The sequence below is a fragment of the Bacillus sp. YKCMOAS1 genome, from assembly GCF_030268125.1.
Classification (GTDB): Bacteria; Bacillota; Bacilli; order Bacillales; family Bacillaceae; genus Bacillus; species Bacillus safensis.
In genome coordinates, this window is sequence record NZ_BSEI01000001.1 from 802631 (window position 1) to 823304 (window position 20674).

17 protein-coding genes and 2 pseudogenes are annotated in these 20674 nt (G+C 42.1%); 4 read left to right on the forward strand and 15 right to left on the reverse strand.

Features of this window, described 5'->3' with window-relative positions; translation table 11 throughout:
* Nucleotides 1–5: 5 nt before the first annotated feature.
* From QSJ46_RS04140 to QSJ46_RS04185, 10 genes are all read right to left on the reverse strand, one after another.
* Entirely contained in the window at nucleotides 6–260 is a 255-nt protein-coding gene (locus QSJ46_RS04140; RefSeq protein ID WP_047203551.1) for an ORF6C domain-containing protein, read from the reverse strand.
* A 205-nt stretch (nucleotides 261–465) separates the two neighbouring features.
* Nucleotides 466–2847, reverse strand: a complete 2382-nt coding sequence (locus QSJ46_RS04145; RefSeq protein WP_047203552.1) for an immune inhibitor A domain-containing protein — start codon at nucleotides 2845–2847, stop codon at nucleotides 466–468.
* Between the two features lie 189 nt (nucleotides 2848–3036).
* The gene (locus QSJ46_RS04150; RefSeq protein ID WP_285604321.1) at nucleotides 3037–3330 is read right to left on the reverse strand and encodes a putative quinol monooxygenase; all 294 of its coding nucleotides are present in this window, start codon (nucleotides 3328–3330) and stop codon (nucleotides 3037–3039) included.
* 25 nt (nucleotides 3331–3355) lie between these two features.
* Nucleotides 3356–3994 carry a nitroreductase family protein gene (locus QSJ46_RS04155; RefSeq protein WP_039182629.1) on the reverse strand — a complete coding sequence of 213 codons (639 nt, stop codon included), beginning with the start codon at nucleotides 3992–3994 and terminating at the stop codon, nucleotides 3356–3358.
* A gap of 13 nt (nucleotides 3995–4007) precedes the next feature.
* Complete coding sequence (locus QSJ46_RS04160) at nucleotides 4008–4451, reverse strand: MarR family winged helix-turn-helix transcriptional regulator (RefSeq protein WP_080772274.1); 444 nt, start codon at nucleotides 4449–4451, stop codon at nucleotides 4008–4010.
* A gap of 181 nt (nucleotides 4452–4632) precedes the next feature.
* A complete protein-coding gene (locus QSJ46_RS04165; protein ID WP_039182634.1) occupies nucleotides 4633–5934 on the reverse strand; it encodes a pyrimidine-nucleoside phosphorylase in 1302 nt (433 codons plus the stop codon).
* Nucleotides 5935–5959: 25 nt separating this feature from the next.
* Entirely contained in the window at nucleotides 5960–7141 is a 1182-nt protein-coding gene (locus tag QSJ46_RS04170) for a NupC/NupG family nucleoside CNT transporter (protein ID WP_039182637.1), read from the reverse strand.
* A gap of 166 nt (nucleotides 7142–7307) precedes the next feature.
* Nucleotides 7308–7979 (reverse strand): deoxyribose-phosphate aldolase, encoded by a 672-nt coding sequence (gene deoC, locus QSJ46_RS04175; RefSeq protein ID WP_285604322.1) that lies wholly within the window; start codon nucleotides 7977–7979, stop codon nucleotides 7308–7310.
* 84 nt (nucleotides 7980–8063) lie between these two features.
* A complete protein-coding gene (locus QSJ46_RS04180; RefSeq protein ID WP_107162834.1) occupies nucleotides 8064–9008 on the reverse strand; it encodes a DNA-binding transcriptional repressor DeoR in 945 nt (314 codons plus the stop codon).
* A 59-nt stretch (nucleotides 9009–9067) separates the two neighbouring features.
* A complete protein-coding gene (locus tag QSJ46_RS04185) occupies nucleotides 9068–9943 on the reverse strand; it encodes an aldose 1-epimerase family protein (protein WP_269773718.1) in 876 nt (291 codons plus the stop codon).
* Nucleotides 9944–10180: 237 nt separating this feature from the next.
* On the opposite strand from QSJ46_RS04185, the gene QSJ46_RS04190 reads away from it, so the two are divergent.
* The gene (locus QSJ46_RS04190) at nucleotides 10181–12004 is read left to right on the forward strand and encodes an acyltransferase family protein (protein WP_285604323.1); all 1824 of its coding nucleotides are present in this window, start codon (nucleotides 10181–10183) and stop codon (nucleotides 12002–12004) included.
* 148 nt (nucleotides 12005–12152) lie between these two features.
* Here the strand turns inward: QSJ46_RS04190 and QSJ46_RS04195 are convergent.
* The 3 genes and pseudogenes from QSJ46_RS04195 to QSJ46_RS04205 all read right to left on the reverse strand — a co-directional run.
* Nucleotides 12153–13262 (reverse strand): annotated as a pseudogene (locus QSJ46_RS04195) (MFS transporter); the annotation flags it as partial.
* 158 nt (nucleotides 13263–13420) lie between these two features.
* Entirely contained in the window at nucleotides 13421–14518 is a 1098-nt protein-coding gene (locus QSJ46_RS04200) for a saccharopine dehydrogenase family protein (RefSeq protein ID WP_285604324.1), read from the reverse strand.
* On the reverse strand, nucleotides 14515–15222 hold the full coding sequence (locus tag QSJ46_RS04205; protein WP_285604325.1) for a class I SAM-dependent methyltransferase: 708 nt from the start codon (nucleotides 15220–15222) through the stop codon (nucleotides 14515–14517). Before QSJ46_RS04205 ends, QSJ46_RS04200 begins: the two co-directional genes overlap by 4 nt.
* A gap of 129 nt (nucleotides 15223–15351) precedes the next feature.
* On the opposite strand from QSJ46_RS04205, the gene QSJ46_RS04210 reads away from it, so the two are divergent.
* Nucleotides 15352–16359 (forward strand): helix-turn-helix transcriptional regulator, encoded by a 1008-nt coding sequence (locus QSJ46_RS04210; RefSeq protein WP_212039544.1) that lies wholly within the window; start codon nucleotides 15352–15354, stop codon nucleotides 16357–16359.
* Nucleotides 16360–16396: 37 nt separating this feature from the next.
* Here QSJ46_RS04210 and yidA read toward each other — a convergent pair whose 3' ends face one another.
* The gene (yidA, locus tag QSJ46_RS04215; RefSeq protein ID WP_224929888.1) at nucleotides 16397–17209 is read right to left on the reverse strand and encodes a sugar-phosphatase; all 813 of its coding nucleotides are present in this window, start codon (nucleotides 17207–17209) and stop codon (nucleotides 16397–16399) included.
* A 301-nt stretch (nucleotides 17210–17510) separates the two neighbouring features.
* On the opposite strand from yidA, the gene QSJ46_RS04220 reads away from it, so the two are divergent.
* On the forward strand, nucleotides 17511–17870 hold the full coding sequence (locus QSJ46_RS04220) for a MerR family transcriptional regulator (protein WP_039182663.1): 360 nt from the start codon (nucleotides 17511–17513) through the stop codon (nucleotides 17868–17870).
* A 130-nt stretch (nucleotides 17871–18000) separates the two neighbouring features.
* Nucleotides 18001–18984: a Gfo/Idh/MocA family protein gene (locus tag QSJ46_RS04225; RefSeq protein ID WP_285604326.1), complete on the forward strand. Its 984-nt coding sequence runs from the start codon at nucleotides 18001–18003 to the stop codon at nucleotides 18982–18984.
* Nucleotides 18985–19023: 39 nt separating this feature from the next.
* Here QSJ46_RS04225 and QSJ46_RS04230 read toward each other — a convergent pair.
* A pseudogene (locus QSJ46_RS04230) lies at nucleotides 19024–20337 on the reverse strand (methyl-accepting chemotaxis protein); the annotation flags it as partial.
* Between the last annotated feature and the right edge of the window lie 337 nt (nucleotides 20338–20674).

Consider the following 20674-nt stretch of genomic DNA (forward strand, 5'->3'; position numbering starts at 1 on the left):
TTTAGTTAATTCCTTTCTGATAGACGTTCACGAATTTCTATTTTATCCGTGTATAAATCAAAGTCTTGTATTAATTCTAGCGCTTCTGTAAAGCGACTTTGTGGAATGTCTTTCATTTTTCTCACGCCGAATTCCTTTTTAATAAAAGCCATGATGGTATTGATATGAAGCTTACCATGACCATCATACTCCAAATGGCTGCAAAAAGTCTGCATCGTCCCTCGAATCACCTTTAATTGCTTGGCAGTGACATAACTCATTGGTAACGCTCATCCTTTCCTTTGTTTTAACAGCTAAAAGAATCATGGTTGAAAGAAAAACCTTCCAGGCTCTATTATATAATGGTTTCAATCGGATATCAAAATAAAAAAGAACAGACATTCGATTAAAAACCAAATCGTGTCCTTATAATCCTTTTCTCACATATCAAAAAGCCGGATTCAATAGTAGAATCCGGCTTTCTATTTAGTTACTTTTCGAAATTAACACCTTTCCAACAGAACGATCCTTACTTTGTCCAACGACTTTAAAGGATAATCCATAGTTCGGTACATCGCGTCCTGCATCTGGGTTGTTTGGATTCACATAGTTCTTTTTATCACTAAATGTACGAGCCGGGCGAATGTAGCGATCTTGCAAAGTTAAGCCCGTTGTTGCTGTATAATCGATATTCAGCTTCGTACTTGGATTCAAAGAGAATGCTGCATCATGTACTTGGAAGCCTGTGGCGGCAATGGAACCGTCACTCCATTTTAATACTTGCTGATCTGCATCTACTACGCCAAGGAAGCCGTTCCCCGGATGCTTTCCAACCCAGTTATCACTGTATGATTGATCGACTAACCACACGACCAAACCGTTATTATAGCTCATCAGACTTGCACCGCGTTTAATATGCTTTAAGCCTTTATCGACATCAGCATAAGAGCGCCACTCTAGTAAATAGTATTGTGCTGCATATTGTTTTCCATTAGATTTTGAGAATCCATTAAAGGTAAAAGTAGATGTACCCTCGGCATCATCTGACCATACGTTCGTTCCGTCTGCTTTGACGTTCAGATCATCTACGAATAAACCTGGAAGTGAATAGCCTGCATCGGTTGTGTAACGGAATTGCAGGTCGATTTTCTTCCCTGCATAAGCAGACAGGTCAAAGGATGCATCTACCCAGCCGTCTGATTTTCCATCGATGCCATTGCCTTCGTTTGCACCTGCTTCATTTCGATCATTCGTGATGTTACCCGCGATGGTCTTCCATTGATCAGTCCCTGTTTCACGCACTTCGACATACGCATAATCATAATCTTCTTCAATATCGTACCACGCTTTAAATGTCAGCTCTGCTTTGCTTCCTTTTGATAAATCAATACCTGTTGTCGTCATGGTTGCATTCAAATTGTCACCCGTTCCGCTGAAGTACGAATATTTTCCTTGAGCAGGTGTCGTGACGACAATCTCTTTATCTGGTAAATCGACTCGAACGGCATCATGGTTCGTTCCTTTTGTTGCTGCTTCATCAATTAAGACGGTTTTGCTTTTCTTTAATGTTTTACCATCGATGGTTTGTCCAGAAAGCCAGTTGCCCCCATGCAGATTTTGAAGCATTTCTTTCGCATATGGGCTAAAGCCTGTTGGTTCCGTACCAGGAACTTTACCTGCCCAGCTTCCGCTTGACATGATCGACCAATAAGAAACGGGCTCTCCGTTGCCTGTGTACTGTGTATCGTACTCGTCAGGAAGACCAAGATCATGTCCAAATTCATGTGTAAACACACCTGCTGCGCCATCTTCAGGCTCAATGGTGTAATCCAATGCGCCTAATTTCCCTCCTTGTCCGACTTCAGATTCAGTATCCGGAATTTCAAATACATCGCCAAGTGACCAGCGGTGTGACCAAATCGCATCAGCGCCAAGTTGTCCGCCGCCTGCTTCTTCACCTACACCCGCGTGAACGACCATCAGATGGTCAATGATGCCGTCTGGCTCGTTATAAACACCGTCGCCATCAATATCATAGCGGTCCCATTGATCATACTCGCCGAGATCAACATTCGGATCTTTGGCTGCTGCTTCGAGTGCTTCTTTTACCAATTCGCGCGGTCTGCCGTCACTGCCTGAATCGTCAGGTACGTTCCCGCCGTAATATGCTGCTTCATGCTTCGCTGTATACCATCCTGCAACTGTTCCACTGACTGTGTAACTGCCGCCGGATTGCTTTTCATAATATTGCTTCATGGATACTTTTCGTTTCCCATCTGGACCGATGTAGCCATTTTTTCCGAAAAGCATATCTTGATAATGCTGTTGATCAAACTTGTCATAATACATATCAGTCTCTTCTTTTTTGATACTATTATGCTTATAATCTTTAAAATCTACTAATAAAACCAATACCTTATCATTGCGGACGTCACCTTTATACTTTTCCTTTTTGACCGGTTTTACTTGATTGCCTTCTTTTCCTTTATGCTTCTTTAACTTTTTCTTTTTGGCAAGTTTGTTATGTACCTCTTGTTTGTATTCTTTGAGGAATTCAGGCTCTTCTGTTAAAGTGCTGGCACTTTGTTTCATTGCCGATTCTTCTTTTTTCTTTAGATAGTTCTTTAATGCTTTTTGGGTTTCTGCCTCATTGGCATTCTTTTTGATCTTTCCTTGTTTTTTCAAGGCTTTGACGAGACGGTCTTCATTTACGACGCTTGAGTCAAATGGAATACCTGAATAGTGACCGCCGTCAGAGGATGTTGATTTTTCTGTGGTGTGGGCAGATAGAGGGGTGCTGAAAGCTGTCAATGTGCCTAAACTTAGCACAGCGGTTAGTGCAATTTTCGTCCATTTCCCTTGTTTCATATTGGTTCCTCCCTATTTTGGTAATAAATAATATCTAATTCTAGCATATTCCAATATAGTTAAGTCGAAAAACATTTTATTTTCAGAAATTTTGTGGAAAATGCACAATACGTGAATGAAATGGGTGAAACCATATGTCGAAAATAAAAGAACCCTAGGCGATAATCGCCTAGGGTGTTTGTTGTTTTTCTATGAAAGCTGCTGGCCTTGAAAGGCAACCACGTCAAGTGGAGCGGCTAAGAATTCTTTTGCCTTCGCTACGAAAGCCTGGAAATGAGCACTTGCATTATGGCTTTGAACCGCAGCGTCATCTTTCCACACTTCTACCATTAAAAAGGTATTTTCCTTATCTGTATCCTTGAACAGCTTGTAGGAAACATTGCCTTCTTCAGCCTGTGAAGCTTTCATTAATTCGTTGATTTCTTCTAAAAATATGTTTTCTTTTTCTGGATGAATGGTCATCCCTGCATGAATAATAATCATTTGATCGTCTCCTTTTGAAAAGATATTATTTCCACTCAGCAATACGATCAACCGGTAAACGGTAAGATGCATAGCCTTCGTCAGCTGCTTTCCCAATTGATAGCAGCATGACTGGTACATAACGTTCTTTATCCCAGCCAAATGTTTCAGCAATTACTTCTTTATCATATCCGCCAATTGGATTTGTATCATAACCGTGTGCACGTGCAGCAAGCATAAGCTGCATAGACACAATCCCACCGTCAATTAAAATTGTTTCGCGGTTCACTTGCTCTGGAAGAACCTCAAAGTGTGCAGTTAATGCAGCAATTTGTCTTTCTTTCACTTCTTGCGGCATGTAGCCATGCTCTACTGCTTTTGAATAAATTTCTTCTAAGTATTCATCGCTTTTCATATCTGCAAAAACTGCAATGACAGCTGCTGATGTTGACACTTGTGTTTGGTTGAATTTTGCAAGTGGTGCAAGCTTTTCTTTTCCTTCTGGGCTGTCAATCACCATGAAGCGCCAAGGCTGTGCATTCACTGATGATGGTGCAGTTGTTGCTTCTTCTAAAATCTCTGTCATTTCTTCTTTGCTGATTTTCACAGATGGATCATAGTTACGAATAGAGCGGCGCCCTTTCATAATTTCCATAAAATCGTTTGTTTTTAATGTTGTAGCCATGTGTAACACTCCTTTAGGTTGTTTGAATCTTTTCGATGTTTTGTTGTATACGGATGAGCACATCAGTGAGAAGCCTTCGTTCTTCTTCACTTACGTTTTCAAGCATTTCTGAGATAAATCGTTCTTTTTCTATTTTAGAAGCTTCGATTCTTGTTCTGCCTTCGTCTGTTAAGCGAACAAGTGTGACTCGATTATCTTCTGGTTTTCTTCTGCGTGTGACCATTCCTTTTGTTTCTAACTGTTTTAAGTGACGCGTCACAGCTGCACTATCAATATTTACTTTTTTCTGCAAATCTGATTGGCTGATTTCATCGGCTTGGAATAACAGCGATAGCAACTCAAGTCTTGATTGGCTGATGCCCGTGCATGCTTCGAACTTCACGCCCATCATACGGTTCACGCACTGCAAACGATATAATACCTCTGCCTCTTCAGAGCAAAATGCAGTCAATGCCATCCCCTCTTTTCTATTCGGAAATCAATTACTTGATATATCAATCATTGACTCGTCAATTAATATACACCCATTGTTTGATGATTGCAAGAGGTTTGTTTCATAAAGTGAATTTTTTTATTTCAATAGAAAATGACGAGCATAAAAAAAGACAAAAGCGACGAATCACTTTTGTCCTTTTTCTTTATTCAGTAATGACCGTGTGGATCAAAGTTGGTGCATCGGCATGATCAGCGATGCGGATGTTGTCATAAATTTTCTCCATGACATTTGCAACATCTTCTCGATTCGCATGCAGTGTCACAAGTGAATCTCCTTTTTCAACACGATCGCCCACTTTTTTGTTCAGCATGATGCCGACAGATAAGTCGATATCGTCCTCTTTTGTTGCGCGTCCTGCTCCAAGAATCATCGCTGCAACACCGATTTCGTCCGCGACGATTTCAGCTACGACACCTGATTCTTTTGCAGGTACTTCGATTTTGTAAGGTGCTTGCGGCAGTTTTTCAGGCTGATCCACAATTGAGCTGTCTCCACCTTGGTTTTCTAAGAATTCCTTGAATTTCTCAAGTGCTTTGCCGTTTTTCATCACTTCAATCAGCTTTTCTCTTGCTTCATCAAGTGTGTCTGCTTTTTTCGCAAGAACGACCATTTGACTTCCTAATGTGAGCACAAGCTCGTTTAAGTCTTCAGGACCTTCGCCTCGAAGCGTATCAATCGCTTCTTTCACTTCAAGGGAATTTCCAATCGCTAATCCTAGCGGCTGAGACATGTCAGAGATGACCGCCATCGTTTGTCTGCCAACGTTGTTTCCGATGCGCACCATGGCTTTTGCAAGCTTCTCTGAGTCTTCTGGTGTTTTCATGAAAGCACCTGCGCCTGTTTTCACATCAAGTACAATCGCATCTGCACCAGCAGCAATTTTCTTACTCATAATGGAGCTTGCAATAAGCGGAATTGAGTTAACAGTTCCTGTCACATCACGAAGAGCATACAGCTTTTTATCAGCTGGTGTCAGGTTGCCTGATTGGCCAATGACCGCTACTTTATGACGGTTCACGAGCTCGATGAATTCGTCTTTTGTAATTTCTACATGGAAGCCTTTGACCGCTTCAAGCTTGTCCACTGTACCGCCTGTATGCCCAAGGCCGCGCCCAGACATTTTCGCAACAGGTACATCTAGTGCCGCAACAAGAGGAGCGAGTACAAGCGTAGTTGTATCACCTACACCACCTGTTGAGTGCTTGTCTACTTTAATACCCTCAATGGCAGACAGGTCAATTGTATCTCCTGAGTTCGCCATAGCGAGTGTTAAGTCTGCACGTTCTTGATCCGTCATATCTTGGAAGAAAATTGCCATAGCCAAGGCACTTGCTTGGTAGTCAGGAATTGTTCCGTCCGTATAACCTTTGACAAAGAAAGAAATTTCCTCTGAAGATAATTCTTTTCCGTCACGTTTTTTCGCAATGATATCTACCATTCTCATTGTTTTCACCATTCCTTTTTTTAAATTAGAAAATTAAACCGACAACGCCTGCTGTTAAGAAGCTGACAAGAGTTGCACCGAATAACAGCTTTAATCCAAAGCGTGCGACAACGTTCCCTTGCTTTTCGTTTAAGCCTTTGACTGCTCCTGCAATGATACCGATAGAAGAGAAGTTAGCGAATGATACAAGGAATACAGAAATGATCGCTTCTGTACGAGCACTGAATTGGAAAGCATCACCGGATAGAATTTGCATTGCCACAAATTCGTTAGATACCATTTTGGTCGCCATAATGCTTCCTGCTTGTACCGCTTCGCTCCAAGGAACACCAACAATGAACGCAAATGGAGCAAAGACATATCCAAGTACATCTTGGAAAGAAACACCAATGGCAGCTGTAAAGATACCGTTAATCATCGCAATTAATGCAACGAATCCAATCAACATTGCAGCAACAACAATCGCTACTTTGAAACCATCCATAATATATTCGCCAAGCATTTCGAAGAAGGATTGTCTTTCTTCCTCAACGACTTCAAGCATATCTTCGTCCTTAGATACTTCATATGGATTGATGATCGATGCGATAATAAATCCACCAAATAGGTTCAGCACAAGTGCTGTAACCACGTACTCTGGCTTAATCATTTGCATGTACGCACCAACAATCGACATCGATACCGTCGACATTGCAGATGCACATAATGTATAAAGACGCTGCTGAGGTAATAATCCAAGTTGTTTCTTAATAGAAATAAAGACTTCTGATTGACCTAAAATCGCAGACGCTACTGCGTTGTAAGATTCTAGTTTTCCCATACCGTTTACTTTACTAAGCAAATATCCGATTCCACGTACGATAAGCGGAAGAATACGCCAATGCTGCAGGATACCGATTAACGCTGAGATAAAAACGATCGGCAGTAAAACATTGATGAAGAACGTAGACGCTTTATCATTCATTAACCCGCCAAATACAAAGTTGATTCCTTCGCCGGCATAGCCTAGAAGCATTTGGAATCCTTTTGCAAAGCCTCCGACTAGGAAGTTTCCAACACCTGTATTGAGCAGGATATAACCTAAAATAAATTGCAGTACAATCATGACAATTACTGGACGGAATTTCACTCGTTTTTTCCCATTACTAGCCAGCCATGCAATGGCGAGAATCACTAGCAAACCGATGATACCAATCACGTATTTCATGTTTTTCCTCCTTGAATGAATTCGTTTACATTAATGCGCTTGTATGGAACAAACCCTATTTCGTAAACAAAACGCGGAAGAAATTCCCAGAAGCGAGTTCCTTCCGCATATGACTTTTTCATCATTTATGAGTCATGAATGTTATCCTACCATAGGATCGTATGAATTAATAGTCTTTCGAAGGAGCTGATTGATCCCCTTTGATAATGGAAACGCCTGCACTTGCACCAATACGGGTAGCACCTGCAGCTGTCATTGCCTCAACGTCTTCTTTTGTTCTCACGCCGCCTGATGCTTTCACACCGATATCAGGCCCTACTGTTTTACGCATTAATGCGATGTCCTCAGCTGTTGCACCGCCTGTACTAAATCCAGTCGATGTTTTCACAAAATCAGCGCCTGCTTTCACTGAAAGCTCACAAGCTTTGACTTTTTCTGCATCAGTAAGTAGGCACGCTTCAATAATGACTTTCACAAGTGCCTTCCCTTTTGCCGCGTCTACAACTGCGCGAATATCTTGCTCAACGACATCATATTCGCCGTCTTTTAGTGCTCCGATATTGATGACAGTATCTACTTCTGTCGCTCCGTTTTCAATCGCATCTTTTGTTTCAAATGCTTTCACCGCTGTTGTGTTTGCGCCTAACGGAAAACCGATGACTGTACATACATCAACGCCTGTTCCTGCTAATTCTTTCGCCGCAAGAGACACCCATGTTGGGTTCACGCAAACGGATGCAAATTGATAAGTCTTTGCTTCTTCAAGTAACTGCATAATGGCAGCTCTAGTTGTATCTGATTTTAGTGCTGTATGATCAATGAGTTTTGCTATCGTCATGCTTCACACTTCCTTTTAATTATGATACTTTCATCATATATGACAGGTGAACAATTGTAAACATGGTTATGAAATTTTGTTCATCTATTTTGTGACATTTAAAAGAGCCCTCGCTGTGTGCTGATCGATGATCAATACATTCGCATATTTTCCTCTTAGTGCGCCGTGTATAGAAGCCACCTTTCGATGACCGCCAGCGACAAGAATGGATCGTTCTTTTGTCCTTAAATCATCTAGCTCCACACCAATTGTGCGATTGTTAATGGCTTCACTGCAAATGCGTCCATCTTGATCATAAAAACGCGAGCAAATGTCTCCGACACTGGATGCCTTGAGGAGAGCTTTTTCTTCTTCACGGAAATAACCTAGTCTAAACAAAAGTGCCTCAGCTCTTACCGTTCCAACAGTAAACACAGCGATATTCGCCTGCTTGCCCATTTCAATAATTCGCTGAATGTGTCTGTCCTGCTCCACCATTTCCTTGACAGCAGCACTATCAAAGACAACAGGAAGCGGCAAATAGCGCGGTGCTGTTTGAAAGGCCTCAGCAAACAACTGAATGGTTTCCGCAGAATATGTATTCACATGAGAATGGCTGATTCCACCCTTGAGCTGGACAACCTCTACACCTTTTACCTGTTTAGGTTGCATCTTTTGTGCAATTTGATACATAGTCGTTCCCCAGCTCACGCCAACGATATCACCGTCTTTCACCGTTTCTTGCAAGTAATCTGCACCAAATCGGCTCAAATAATCGGTGATGGTTGGATAGTCGTCCTTTGGCGAAAACACCACATGTGCTTCGAGAAGGTCATATTTTTCCTTGAGCAATGAAGAAAGCTCGTTTAAATCCTCAAACGGATCCATCACTGTAATCTGGACGTATCCCTTCTCTTTCGCATATTGAAGCAGCCGAGATACGGTCGGTCTCGACAAGTTGAGCTGCTTGGCAATTTCCTGCTGGCTGTAATCAGACAAATAGTAAAGCCTTGCCGCTTCAATACTCAGCTGTTGTTTCTCTCGATCCATTCATACGCCCCCTTTTTTTTCTATCATAACAAATTGTTCACCTTAACATGCACAAATGTTCATTTGAAGAAAATTGTATAAGCAGCATGAAAGGTATCATTTTTTTCTAATGTTTGAATACCAAACTTCTCTTTATACTCCCCATTCGTCCCTTCCATATCGGCGATGCCATACCACGGCTCAATACAAACAAAAGGAGCCATCGTTCCTTTTTCTTGATCATAAGGCGACCAAATGCCCACGAACGGAAAACCAGTGAGATCGACCTCAACTCCGTGACCTGCCCTAGAAGTCAAAGACACTCGATTGATATGGCTAAAGATCATCGCATCATGCTGAAAAAGCTCTGGCCGAAGCTGGATCGGCTCAATCTCAATGCCTTTTCCTTTCTCTCTGACAAGTGAATTCCGCAGTTCATATTGCACAGGGAGATGTTCAGTCCAAGGTGTCAATGTGAGTGAATAATCTGCTGCTTGCTCACCTTCAACAAGAGGAACACGAAATGCTGGGTGCCCTCCAATGGAGAAATACATCGTATCTTCTCCATCATGATCAATTTCCCAGGAAATCTTCAGTCCATTTTCCAATAGTTCATAACGAATACGTGCTGTAAATTCATACGGGTATTGCTTCACGTGCCGGCCTCTTGATTCATATTGAAAGGCCACCGTATGCTTCGTTTCTTCATATAAAGCAAAATTAACATCACGCAAAAACCCATGCTGCGTGAGCTCGAAGGTTTGATCGTCCATCTTGTATTGATCATTCATTAATCGCCCAACAATCGGAAACAAGACAGGCGACACCCTGCCCCAATAAGCTGGATCACCAGACCACATATAGTGACGCCCGCTTTCCTTGTCAAGCACCTCCCTGACTTCCGCTCCCTTTTCATGAATCTGAACCAATAACTGATCATTTTCGATCGTTCTCATTCAACACATCCCCTTTCCTTCTTCTTTTATTATGACAGGGATTTTGGTTTTGAGTATCAAATTCGGCATCTCTTCATCCACCAATTTTTTTTTCGTATGAAAAATTTTAAAAAAGACAGAAATTCGCCAACAAAATGTAATGCTGATTCGTCTAATCTTATATAAAATAAAAGAATCGTTGCTCTTTTGAATGAACAACAAAAAGAAGCGTTTGACATTGATGGGGGATTCATTTTCATGAACAGCAAGGAAAATCGTTTTCGTTATATTTTAGGATTAGATGGACTAAGAGCCGTTGCTGTATTGGCAGTCATTGCTTATCACTTACATATCGGACCCGCAAGCGGCGGGTTTCTTGGCGTTGATTTATTTTTTGTCATTTCTGGTTACTTGATTACAACGATCTTGTTACATAAGCAGGATTTAGACTATCAAGAGCTTTTGCCATTTTGGATGGGACGGATCAGGAGGCTTCTTCCAGCTGCTTACATCATGATTTTTATAACCGTCAGCTGGTGCGCGATTGCAGGTTCAAACGCATTATTGTCCATTCGTGGCGATGCCATATCGTCCTTTTTTTATGTCAGTAACTGGTGGTATATTTTTCACGAGCTTTCATATTTTGATAGCTTCAATGCTCTATCTCCACTGAAAAATTTGTGGTCTTTGGCAATTGAAGAGCAATTTTATATCATTTGGCCGGTACTGTTGATTGCAGGGCTAAAATGGGTAAAGAACAGGTCTCATCTGCCTATGATCACCTTTGGCCTAGCACTTGTCTCCGCCCTATGGATGGCGATTCTTTATTCACCAGATACCGATCCAAGCAGGGTTTATTATGGAACAGATACTCGTGCATTTGCGCTCCTGATTGGGTGCAGTCTGGCATTTGTGTGGCCTATGCAAAGACTATCCAGCAAGAAATTACTTCCTGTTGGCAGACGTATTTTACATATTGCCGGGTTCGGTTCGTTTGCGATTTTCCTACTTTGTGTTTATGCAGTGGACGATTTCGATGCCTTTCTCTATCAGGGCGGCATGCTTTTATTCTGTCTGAATGCGGCCATCTTAATTGCATGCGTCTGCCACCCTGCAAGTCTTATAGGGAAGTGGCTGTCCTTTCCGCCGCTCGTCTGGCTTGGTAAGCGGTCTTATGGTATTTACCTGTGGCATTATCCCATTATCGTACTGACCACACCGGTCATTGAAATTGGACAGCCTTCTATCGTGCGTGTCACATTGCAGTTCATCGCCATTTTACTAGTTGCTGAGGCTTCCTATCGCTTCATCGAACAGCCAATCCGCCAGCATGGCTTCAGACAATATTTTGCCTCTTGGTCTATTTGGAAAAAAGGAATCAAACAATGGTCTACATCTAATAAGGTGTTCCTTGGAATCACCGCAGCTCTTTTGATCTTATTTATCATTGGCATGTCTAACTCGTCCACTTCCTCCCCACATGTGAAGGAAGTGACGCAAATTAAGACAGCACCGAAAAAAACAGCCGAACCTTCGGAATCAAAAGAGAAGAAAAAGAAAGAAAAGCATGAGAAAAAAGCAGCTGATCAAAAACAATTTCACCAAATTCTTGCCATTGGTGATTCTGTCATGTTAGACATTGCGCCGAATCTTGAAAAAGCATATAAACAGATCACCATCGATGGGAAGGTTGGCAGACAGATGAATGAAGCCATCAGCATCGCCCCTCAATACAAATCATTTAATCAATCTGATGCCGCTGTTATCATTGAACTTGGCACAAATGGTTATTTTACTGAGGATACGCTGAAAGCATTCATTCAAAACTTTTCAAAGGCACATATTTTCCTAGTGAATACGAGGGTACCGAGGTCATGGGAAAATGATGTGAATGGTGTAATTCAGCGAGTGGTCGATCAAGATCAAAATGTCACCTTGGTTGATTGGCATTCAGCCGCTAGTGGACAGCCATCCTATTTCCAGCCTGATGGTGTTCACCTTTCAAAAAAAGGTTCTGACACATTGACACAGCTCATCACAGCGAGCATCAAGAAAAAAGGGGATGTGTCGACATCATCATAAAAAGACTAGCATCCAGCTTGTCAATGTGAAGAAATTTGTGCAGATGCTCTACTATGAAGCAAAACGTATTTTTATGGAGGATGAAGAAAAGACATGCTCTCCCATGATGGAGGGCATGTCTTTTTTTGTGATGGAGCACGGAGCTGCATTATGTTTTACTTTTAAAGGACCAAACTATTACAGGTATGAGAAATAAAGATAAAATTCCTCCGCTTAAAGATAATGTAGCATAACTCGTATTCGCAGCTACCATTCCTGAAAGAGCACCGCCAGCAGCACCTGCTAACGCAATAAAAACATCGAGTGTTCCTTGGGTTTTAGCCCGGGTTGATGGTTCTGTAGAATCAACTATTTGAGCAGTACCACTAATTAAACCAAAGTTCCATCCCAATCCAAGTAAAGACAGAGCAATGATTAATAGAATCATTGAATCACTTGGTGCGAATGCTGCTATTAAACCAGCAAGTAACAATGTTATGCCCGACGCTATGCTCATAGTTGTTCGTCCTAATTTATCTACAAGTACACCCGTGATAGGTGAAGGAAGATACATTGCACCTATATGAAAACCAATAACAATTCCCACTTCGGCTAATCCATAACCATGATGCTGCATATGTACCGGTGTCATGGTCATGAGTGCAACCATGACAATTTGAGTTAAGATCATCACCGTGGCACCTACTGTAATCCCTTTTTTATCTATTTTTTTATCAACAGCATCTGGTTGATTTCCAGGCTCATGTTTTGCTTTGTAAGCTGCTATTCTTTGAGCAATAACTAACGGATCAGGACGCAGCAGAATAAAAAGGACAAGACCTGCTACAATAAATGCTGCGGCTGATAAAATAAAGGGACCCGCAAGTGATGGAACACCAATTGATACGGCGAATTTACCCATCATTTCAACTAAATTCGGACCTGCTACAGCCCCAAATGTTGTCATGACCATTGTTATACTAATGGCCGTTGCACGCTGTTTAGAGTTAGCTAAGTCAGTCCCAGCATAACGAGCTTGTAAATTTGTGGATGTTCCCGCACCGTAAATGAAGAGCGATGCAAATAATAAAATGACACTATTCATCATAGCTGCAATCACAACGCCAATTGCTCCGATCCCTCCAACAACAAAACCTGTCGATAAACCGATGCGTCGTCCATAACGTTGTGAAAGTTTTCCTACAACGAAAGCTGCCCAAGCCGACCCCAAAGTAAATAAAGCCATTGGCACTCCTGCATAGGCTTCCGTTCCAAGCATTTATATAATTTTTTGGGTGAATCTATATAATTCTTAATTATATCTTGTTCTGTATTTAACACTTGTAAACACCCACTTGAAATTTATTTGCAAAACGTAACCTTTTTATCATTCCCGTCTACAACCCTCCATTTGAATCACCCTATGTTCGTATTCTTTTATGCGGTTAAAAGGCTGGCTTTCAGCGCTAACACACGCCTTTCCTTCGTTTTTTGATCCACCAACGCAAATTCTCCATTCTCATACGCTAATGAAAATAATTGTTCGATATGAAACACACCTGTCTGAAACCGCCTGCTCAATAAATGTAGTGCTGCAGCAGAAGCGACTTGAGCTGTGGCTTGAGACTCATCATGCCCTTTTATTCCAAGCGCTGCTTGATGAATCTTGTTCCTCTCCATTCCTGTCGCCTCCACTTTCACTGCATATTGATCTGTTCCCATTTGAGCCGATTGAATCATGGAAATGGCTCTTCCCTTGATTTTCGGAACAGTGAGAAGTGACGTCATTCCAAGACTCCTTGTGAAGGCAAATGCCCGCGTTGCAGCGCGAGAATCAAAACAAAGCCTTGTCGTCACAGAAGGCACGCTGAGTGTCAAAGGCAATGTCTGCTGATCAGAGAAGGGGAACTGATAGGCTTTCCTCTTTCCAAGTTTCACCCCAAAATCTATACGCTTTCCTCCAGTAAAGCTTTTGACTCTTTTACGTTGATGATGCTCAGTAAGCACATAGTCAGTATGGACATTGTCAAGCGTCCATTCAATGGCGGCTTTTCCATGCTGATCACCCAATCCAAGCATAATCCCTATATCTATTTGATTCACTGATGAGAGCATAGATGATGCTTTTGCTGCCAATAAATTCGTAAGGCCAGGCGCAAGCCCAACACTGAGTAAAGCCGTTGCACCGATGTACTGCTGATCCAGCTTTGCCACCTGTTCCATGTACGCCCCTTTCGCAGAGATATCTATATAATCAATACCTGACCGCAGAACTGTTTCAGCAAATGACGGGTCTTCTTGATCAAGACACATGATCACCAGCTTTGTGTGATCCACCCAGTCCGAAAATAACGGCTCACTGACATCAAGTTGATAGGGAAGAACCTTCCCTTTTGTCTGGCGTGAAAATTTCTCTGCCTTCTCATAGCTTCTGCCTGCTGCAACAATTTGACCGGGATACACTTCACTTAGTTGAAGACATATTTGCTGTCCAACATGTCCATAGCCGCCTATCACCATCACCTGTGTTCTCATTTCTCATCCGCCTCTCTACGATTCCGCTTGCAAACAAGCCCTTTGATCATTCCTGCCTGAAAATAAGGTCTGATGTCTTCAAATCCTGCTTTGATTAATTGCGCTTTTATTTCTTCCTCGGGAACAGGGTGTGTCGTCTGTCCCAGCCTGTTTTTAAAGGACGTAAACACCTCTTTTTGTAGGCCTTGCCGCTGCATGAAAAGAGAAAGCATGTGAAGCTCCTGTTGAAATGCATGGGTCTTCATCTCGCCTTGTATAAATGCCAACATAAACGGTGCTTCTGGTTGAAGCCTGCGGGCAACCTCGTTTAAAAAGAGCTGGCGATTTTCTATAAAATGAATGACAAGCAAGCTCACTGCTGCATCGTAAACAGGTTCAGCTGAAACCGTATCTAATGAGGCCTCATGCCATGTGACACGCGCCTCCATTTCTAGCTGTGCAACTCGTTGTTTCGCCATGTCCAGCATAGAAGGTGACGGATCGACCCCCGTGATGAGCCAGTTGTCTTTTCTTTGTAACATGTTGATGATCTCTTCGCCCCCACCTGCTCCGACAGTTAGAATACGAGAGCCCGCTTTCTTTATTTCAGTTTCTAATACATCTACTGTTAACTCATGCAAAAGGTGATAGCCGGGTACTTTATGCGAAATCGTCGCTGCATATGACTCAGCAACAGGATCGTGCCAATGCTGGTTTTCTTTCATGTCCTTCTCCTCCAGTTCCTTTCCGCTTTCCATCGTTTCCTGTACACTAACGATATGACATCTTTATTGTAAAAAGAGACACCAGAAAACACGATCCCTAAAAGTGGGGATTTTTGAGGAGGAGATCATGTGACCAATCCAGCCACTCATTTTCAGCAGCTGAGACAACACATTCGGGACGAACTTGCTGCCGTCCTTGATTTTGATGCCGCCTGTATCACGACCATTGATCCAGCCACTCTCCTCTCGACAGGTTCCTTCACAGATGAACCGATTGAAGAAATTCATGACCAGCTGTTTCAAAATGAGTTTTTAAAAAGGGACGTACATCAGCATGAGTTTCTAGCCAAAGGCCCAGTTCATGCTGCAAGCCTAGTCCAAAGCGGAGAATACCTTAGCAGTGAGCGCTACCAAAACATTTTGTTACCTAAAGGATGGTCTGATGAATTGCGGGCAGCTCTTGTGATTCAAGGGGAATGCTGGGGGATGGCCAGCCTCTATCGTCTAAAGGACAAGGAACCTTTTCAAGAAAATGATATCCAAGCGGTCATCGAACAAACGCCCAGACTCGCAGCCAAGCTAAGAGATGAACTTTTCAAGAAAAGAGATACTGAAGAAGACGCGGCGGCGGAGCAACAAGGATTCCTTATTCTTTCGCACGACTACAAGCTTCTTTATGGAAATGAGACAGGTCTTCATTGGCTTCAGACATTTCAAGCCTTTGAACAAATCCATGACAGGGCGATCATGCCACGCCCGTTTAGAGCATTAGGGGCAAAACTTTTATACGGCGGTATTGAGCAAACACCGGCAAGCATGACGAGATTGCCTACGGGGTTGTTTCTCTCTCTTCAAGCCTTTCGATTAGCGCAGGCAGACACACAGGAGGAGGCTGTCATGATTCACATCAAGAGAGCTCAAACCCATGATATCCTTCCTTATGCGGCGAAAACGTACAGACTGACAGAAAGAGAGATGAACGTCCTCGACTGCTTATTAAAGGGTCAGTCGACAAAGGAAATTGCGAGCACGTTATTTATTTCACCCCATACCGTTCATGATCATGTGAAAGCGATGCTGCAAAAGACGAATTTAAGCAGCAGACGTATGCTTGTTTACTTTTTCTCCAATATATAAAAAAGCGGCTACCGCACTGGTAGACCGCTCTCTCTTTTTATTTTCCTAAAACCAGCTCATGCAGCACATGTGCTACTCCGGCTTCATTATTAGATTTTGTTACAACATCTGCAACAGCTTTGACATCATCAATGGCATTTCCCATAGCGACGCCGCAGCCCGCAAACTCTAGCATTGATATGTCGTTCCCGTTGTCACCAATGGCCATGACTTCTTCACGAGGAATTCCCAGCTCCTTCGCTAGAAGCTTCACAGCATTTCCCTTACTCACATCAGGATGCAAGATTTCAAGGAAGAAATCTGTACTTTTCACCATCATATACTTTTCCTTCACTTCAGAGGGGATGGCTTGTATCGTTTTTTCCAACCGTTCTGGCTGATCAATATACATCATCTTCGGAAGTCTCATCGATGAATCTGCCTCTTCAACAGGCATATATTTCAGCGGCAGCTTTGTTAAATAGGCTTCATGCACTGTGTATTCACTAATATCGCGATTCGGTGTGTATAAATTGGCCGAATCGAAATAATGCATCGGTGTATCCAGCTGACGGCTCAATTCATATAAAGAAGTTAAGTCATCATAGGATAATGTCAGCTCTGACACCACTTCATTTGTATGGCTGTTTTGAACAAGCGCTCCATTATAGGCGATCACATAATCTCCCTCTTGATCAAGCTGAAGATCAGCTAAATAGCGATTTACTCCGCCAATTGGCCGGCCTGTACATAAAACAATTTTAATTCCTTCTGCCTTTGCCTGTTGAATGGCTTCAAACACTTCATCCGGCACCATATGTTGATCATTTAATAACGTACCATCCATATCAATTGCGACTAATTTATACATTCACTGGTCCCCTTTTCTCAGCAAAAACGTGCTGTCACTATTTTGAGCCACCATTCCCATGATGACAGGTTATTTCATTACTATTTACCTATTTTAGCCTATCGTTTTTTCTTCACGCTGTCTACTTGTTCACATATGTAACAAATATCACATGAGTCTACTCTATTATAACGTATTCTATTCATCGTGCTGATCCCCCATTTACAACAAGTAAAATAGAACAATTGTTTACCACTATAGAATGTTTTGAAACTAGCAAATCTAATTGTATGATGGATAGCAAAGAAAGGAGGTGCAGGGAATGATTACGTTTACGAGAGGTAAATTGTCAAAAATGTCTGGAGTACATATTGAAACCATTCGTTTTTACGAAAATGAAGGAGTGCTCCCAGAGCCCAAAAGAGCGCATAACGGCTATCGTCTATATGATAAAAAATATGTACTCATGCTATCATTTATCACCGAAGCGAGAAAGCTAGATTTTTCCCTTAAAGAAATTCGTGAAATTATCAAATCACTTTTCGAAAAACAGTCAAAAACAGAAGCTGAACAGCTGCTCGAGCAAAAAGTCGAAGATATTCAACACTCTATTCAAGAGTTAAAAAAAAGGAAGGCAGCTATTCAATTGTTAACAAAGCAAACATTAGCAAACATCAGCTGATTGTAAGTGTTGCCAAAGGGGTGCCGGTCTTGGTCACTGGCACACCTTCGCTCAGGTATCTCATTACACGTCCAACGAAAACATCGGTTATACTAGAGACAGCTTAAACGAGTGGAAGGAGTTTTGGAGAATGAACATCGCAACCATTGGAACAGGTATCATTGTGGAAGGCTTCCTGCAAGCGATTGACCAGCTCGAAGGTGCTTCTTGTCGCGCTGTCTATTCAAGAAAGGAAGAAACGGCAAAGAAGCTCGCAGACCAATTTGGGGTGCAGACAACTTATACGGATCTAACCGCTATGCTAGAAGATCCTCACGTAGAAGCCGTTTACATCGCGTCACCGAATCGTTTACATCGCGAGCATGCAACAGCTGCATTGAAACACGGAAAACATGTGATATGCGAAAAGCCTTTCACCTCAAATGTTAAAGAGCTGGAAGCCTTAATCGCTCTCGCAAAGGAAAAGCAGCTTCTCCTATTTGAAGCCATTACGACCGTTCATATGCCAAACTATCATTTAATCAAAAAGCATCTTCATCAATTAGGCAAAATCAAACTGGTTCAATGCAACTATAGTCAATATTCAAGCAAATATAATCAGCTGCTAGCCGGAGAAACGCCAAATGTCTTTAACCCTGCGTTCTCTGGAGGAGCACTGATGGATATTAATATCTATAATGTCCATTTCATCATGAACCTCTTTGGATCACCAGAGCAGGTCCGATATCAGGCAAACCGCCATCCAAACGGTATTGACACATCTGGTGTTTTGACGTTCACTTACAATGATTTTATTGCGACAAGTGTGGGCAGTAAGGATACAAGCAGCATGAACTTTGCATTGATTCAAGGAGAAAAAGGCTTCATTCATGTGAAAAATGGGGCGAATGGATGTGAGGAAGTACTGCTGCATGTTGATGACAGAGTCGTCTCACTCAATGCACAAACGAATCCAAACCGTCTGTTTTATGAGGCTGAAGCTTTCCAGCATATTATTGAGACAGAAAATCACGAACAGTGCTATGCATGGCTTGATGAAAGTCTCTCCGTGATGAAAGTCCTTGACGCTGCAAGAAAAGATGCAGGTATTGTTTTCCCAGCAGATCAATTTTAATGAAAAAACCGCCTTCGACGAGAGGGCGGTTTTTGACGATTAAATACTCTTTGAAAATGCCACAAGACGCTGAGACATGTGATTCACTTCATCGACTGCAGCATTCACTTGCTCTGTTAAAGCAGCCTGAGTTTGCGTAAGAGCTGTCATATTCGAGATATTATCAAGAATTTCATCAATTTGTGTTTTCATATCCGTTAAACTAGATTCGATATTTTCCGTTGCATTGGCACTATGCAGCGCCAGCTTTCGTACTTCATCTGCAACGACAGAGAAACCACGGCCTTGTTCACCAGCTCTAGCTGCTTCAATCGCAGCATTTAGACCCAGCAGGTTCGTTTGGTTCGCCACTTCTTTGATTAAGTCAGAAATATTTTTCGTCTCATCTGCACTATTTTTTGCTAAGTGGGCGGCAGACGTTGACTGCTCTTGAGCGACAGCCAGCTCCTGTGCTTGATTTGTCACAGAGCTGATGCCCGAAACCATCTCGCTAATAGAACTTGAAAGCTGTTCTACTTGTGAAGCCATTTCATCCGCTGTTTTCTCTTTGTTTTTTTCTAACGTGATGTCACGAATGGTTCCTGCCACTCGAAGAGGAACACCTTTTTCATCACGAATGGTTTCACCACCCGCATGATACCAGCGGTACTCCCCATTTTTACTCTGTAATCTGTAATCAATGTCGAATGGTGTGCGGCCAGAGTGGTCATTTAAATGATCTGCAAAAGCTTGGAGAGCCATTTCTTGATCCTCAGGATGCAGACGATCGCTCCAGCTGCTCAGAACATTCGGGAAATCTTTTTCGTCTGTAAATCCAAGAGTTGTTCTGAACTGCGGAGACCACCAGAATTCGTTATTTGGATTGACTGGATCGCCGGCCTCTACCACCATGTCCCAAGGAGCTTCGACAAGCGCACGGTTGATTAAGTCATATCTTGTGACGAATGCTTGCAGCTCTTCTTCTTTCAACTTCTGATCATGAATATCAAAAAGTGCTCCCGCCACACGAAGAGGGACACCATTTCGATCACGAACGGTCGTTCCAGTTGCTTTGAACCAGCGATAATCTCCGTTTTTTAACTTTAAGCGATATTCGATATCATACGGTGTACGCCCTGAATGGTCCAATAAATGCGAAGAAAATGCATCTAATGTATATTCTTGTTCATCCGGATGTATTCGAGATGCCCAGCTGTCTAATAGATTTGGAAAATCGTGCTCATTTTGAAAGCCGATCATTTTGCGGAAATCATCCGTCCATGTGAATTCATTCTTTGGATTAACTGGATCTCCAGCGACAACGACCATATCCCATAAGCCAACTTGAATGGCTTTTGTCACTAAATCCATCCGCATTTGAATATTTTCATTTGCTTCTTGCATCTTTTGCAAAGCTTCATTAATTTGCGCTACCGCTTCTATCGTTTGGCTTGAAGAGAATGCAGCAGTGTCTAGTCTTGCTGAAAGGTCTCCTTTTTCGATTCTTTCTATTAATTGGCTGCTTTCACTCAGAAGGATTCCAGCCGATGAATCATTTCCTTTTCTCTTAAACATCTTTCATAACTCCTTTCAACTCTAACGTTTTTGAAATATTTTACAGTTATAAATAATTCTTTATTAGGACTTTAGTAATACAAATGATATATCGACAAAAACTGAAAATTGTTTATGTCATAAATAAGGCAAATCT

What these genes read in the sequence shown, in the direction of transcription:
- QSJ46_RS04140 (WP_047203551.1), bottom strand. Translation starts at nt 260, where the DNA reads ATGAGTTATGTCACTGCCAAGCAATTAAAGGTGATTCGAGGGACGATG.
- QSJ46_RS04145 (WP_047203552.1), bottom strand. Translation starts at nt 2,847, where the DNA reads ATGAAACAAGGGAAATGGACGAAAATTGCACTAACCGCTGTGCTAAGT.
- QSJ46_RS04150 (WP_285604321.1), bottom strand. Translation starts at nt 3,330, where the DNA reads ATGATTATTATTCATGCAGGGATGACCATTCATCCAGAAAAAGAAAAC.
- QSJ46_RS04155 (WP_039182629.1), bottom strand. Translation starts at nt 3,994, where the DNA reads ATGGCTACAACATTAAAAACAAACGATTTTATGGAAATTATGAAAGGG.
- QSJ46_RS04160 (WP_080772274.1), bottom strand. Translation starts at nt 4,451, where the DNA reads ATGGCATTGACTGCATTTTGCTCTGAAGAGGCAGAGGTATTATATCGT.
- QSJ46_RS04165 (WP_039182634.1), bottom strand. Translation starts at nt 5,934, where the DNA reads ATGAGAATGGTAGATATCATTGCGAAAAAACGTGACGGAAAAGAATTA.
- QSJ46_RS04170 (WP_039182637.1), bottom strand. Translation starts at nt 7,141, where the DNA reads ATGAAATACGTGATTGGTATCATCGGTTTGCTAGTGATTCTCGCCATT.
- deoC (WP_285604322.1), bottom strand. Translation starts at nt 7,979, where the DNA reads ATGACGATAGCAAAACTCATTGATCATACAGCACTAAAATCAGATACA.
- QSJ46_RS04180 (WP_107162834.1), bottom strand. Translation starts at nt 9,008, where the DNA reads ATGGATCGAGAGAAACAACAGCTGAGTATTGAAGCGGCAAGGCTTTAC.
- QSJ46_RS04185 (WP_269773718.1), bottom strand. Translation starts at nt 9,943, where the DNA reads ATGAGAACGATCGAAAATGATCAGTTATTGGTTCAGATTCATGAAAAG.
- QSJ46_RS04190 (WP_285604323.1), top strand. Translation starts at nt 10,181, where the DNA reads ATGAACAGCAAGGAAAATCGTTTTCGTTATATTTTAGGATTAGATGGA.
- QSJ46_RS04200 (WP_285604324.1), bottom strand. Translation starts at nt 14,518, where the DNA reads ATGAGAACACAGGTGATGGTGATAGGCGGCTATGGACATGTTGGACAG.
- QSJ46_RS04205 (WP_285604325.1), bottom strand. Translation starts at nt 15,222, where the DNA reads ATGAAAGAAAACCAGCATTGGCACGATCCTGTTGCTGAGTCATATGCA.
- yidA (WP_224929888.1), bottom strand. Translation starts at nt 17,209, where the DNA reads ATGTATAAATTAGTCGCAATTGATATGGATGGTACGTTATTAAATGAT.
- QSJ46_RS04220 (WP_039182663.1), top strand. Translation starts at nt 17,511, where the DNA reads ATGATTACGTTTACGAGAGGTAAATTGTCAAAAATGTCTGGAGTACAT.
- QSJ46_RS04225 (WP_285604326.1), top strand. Translation starts at nt 18,001, where the DNA reads ATGAACATCGCAACCATTGGAACAGGTATCATTGTGGAAGGCTTCCTG.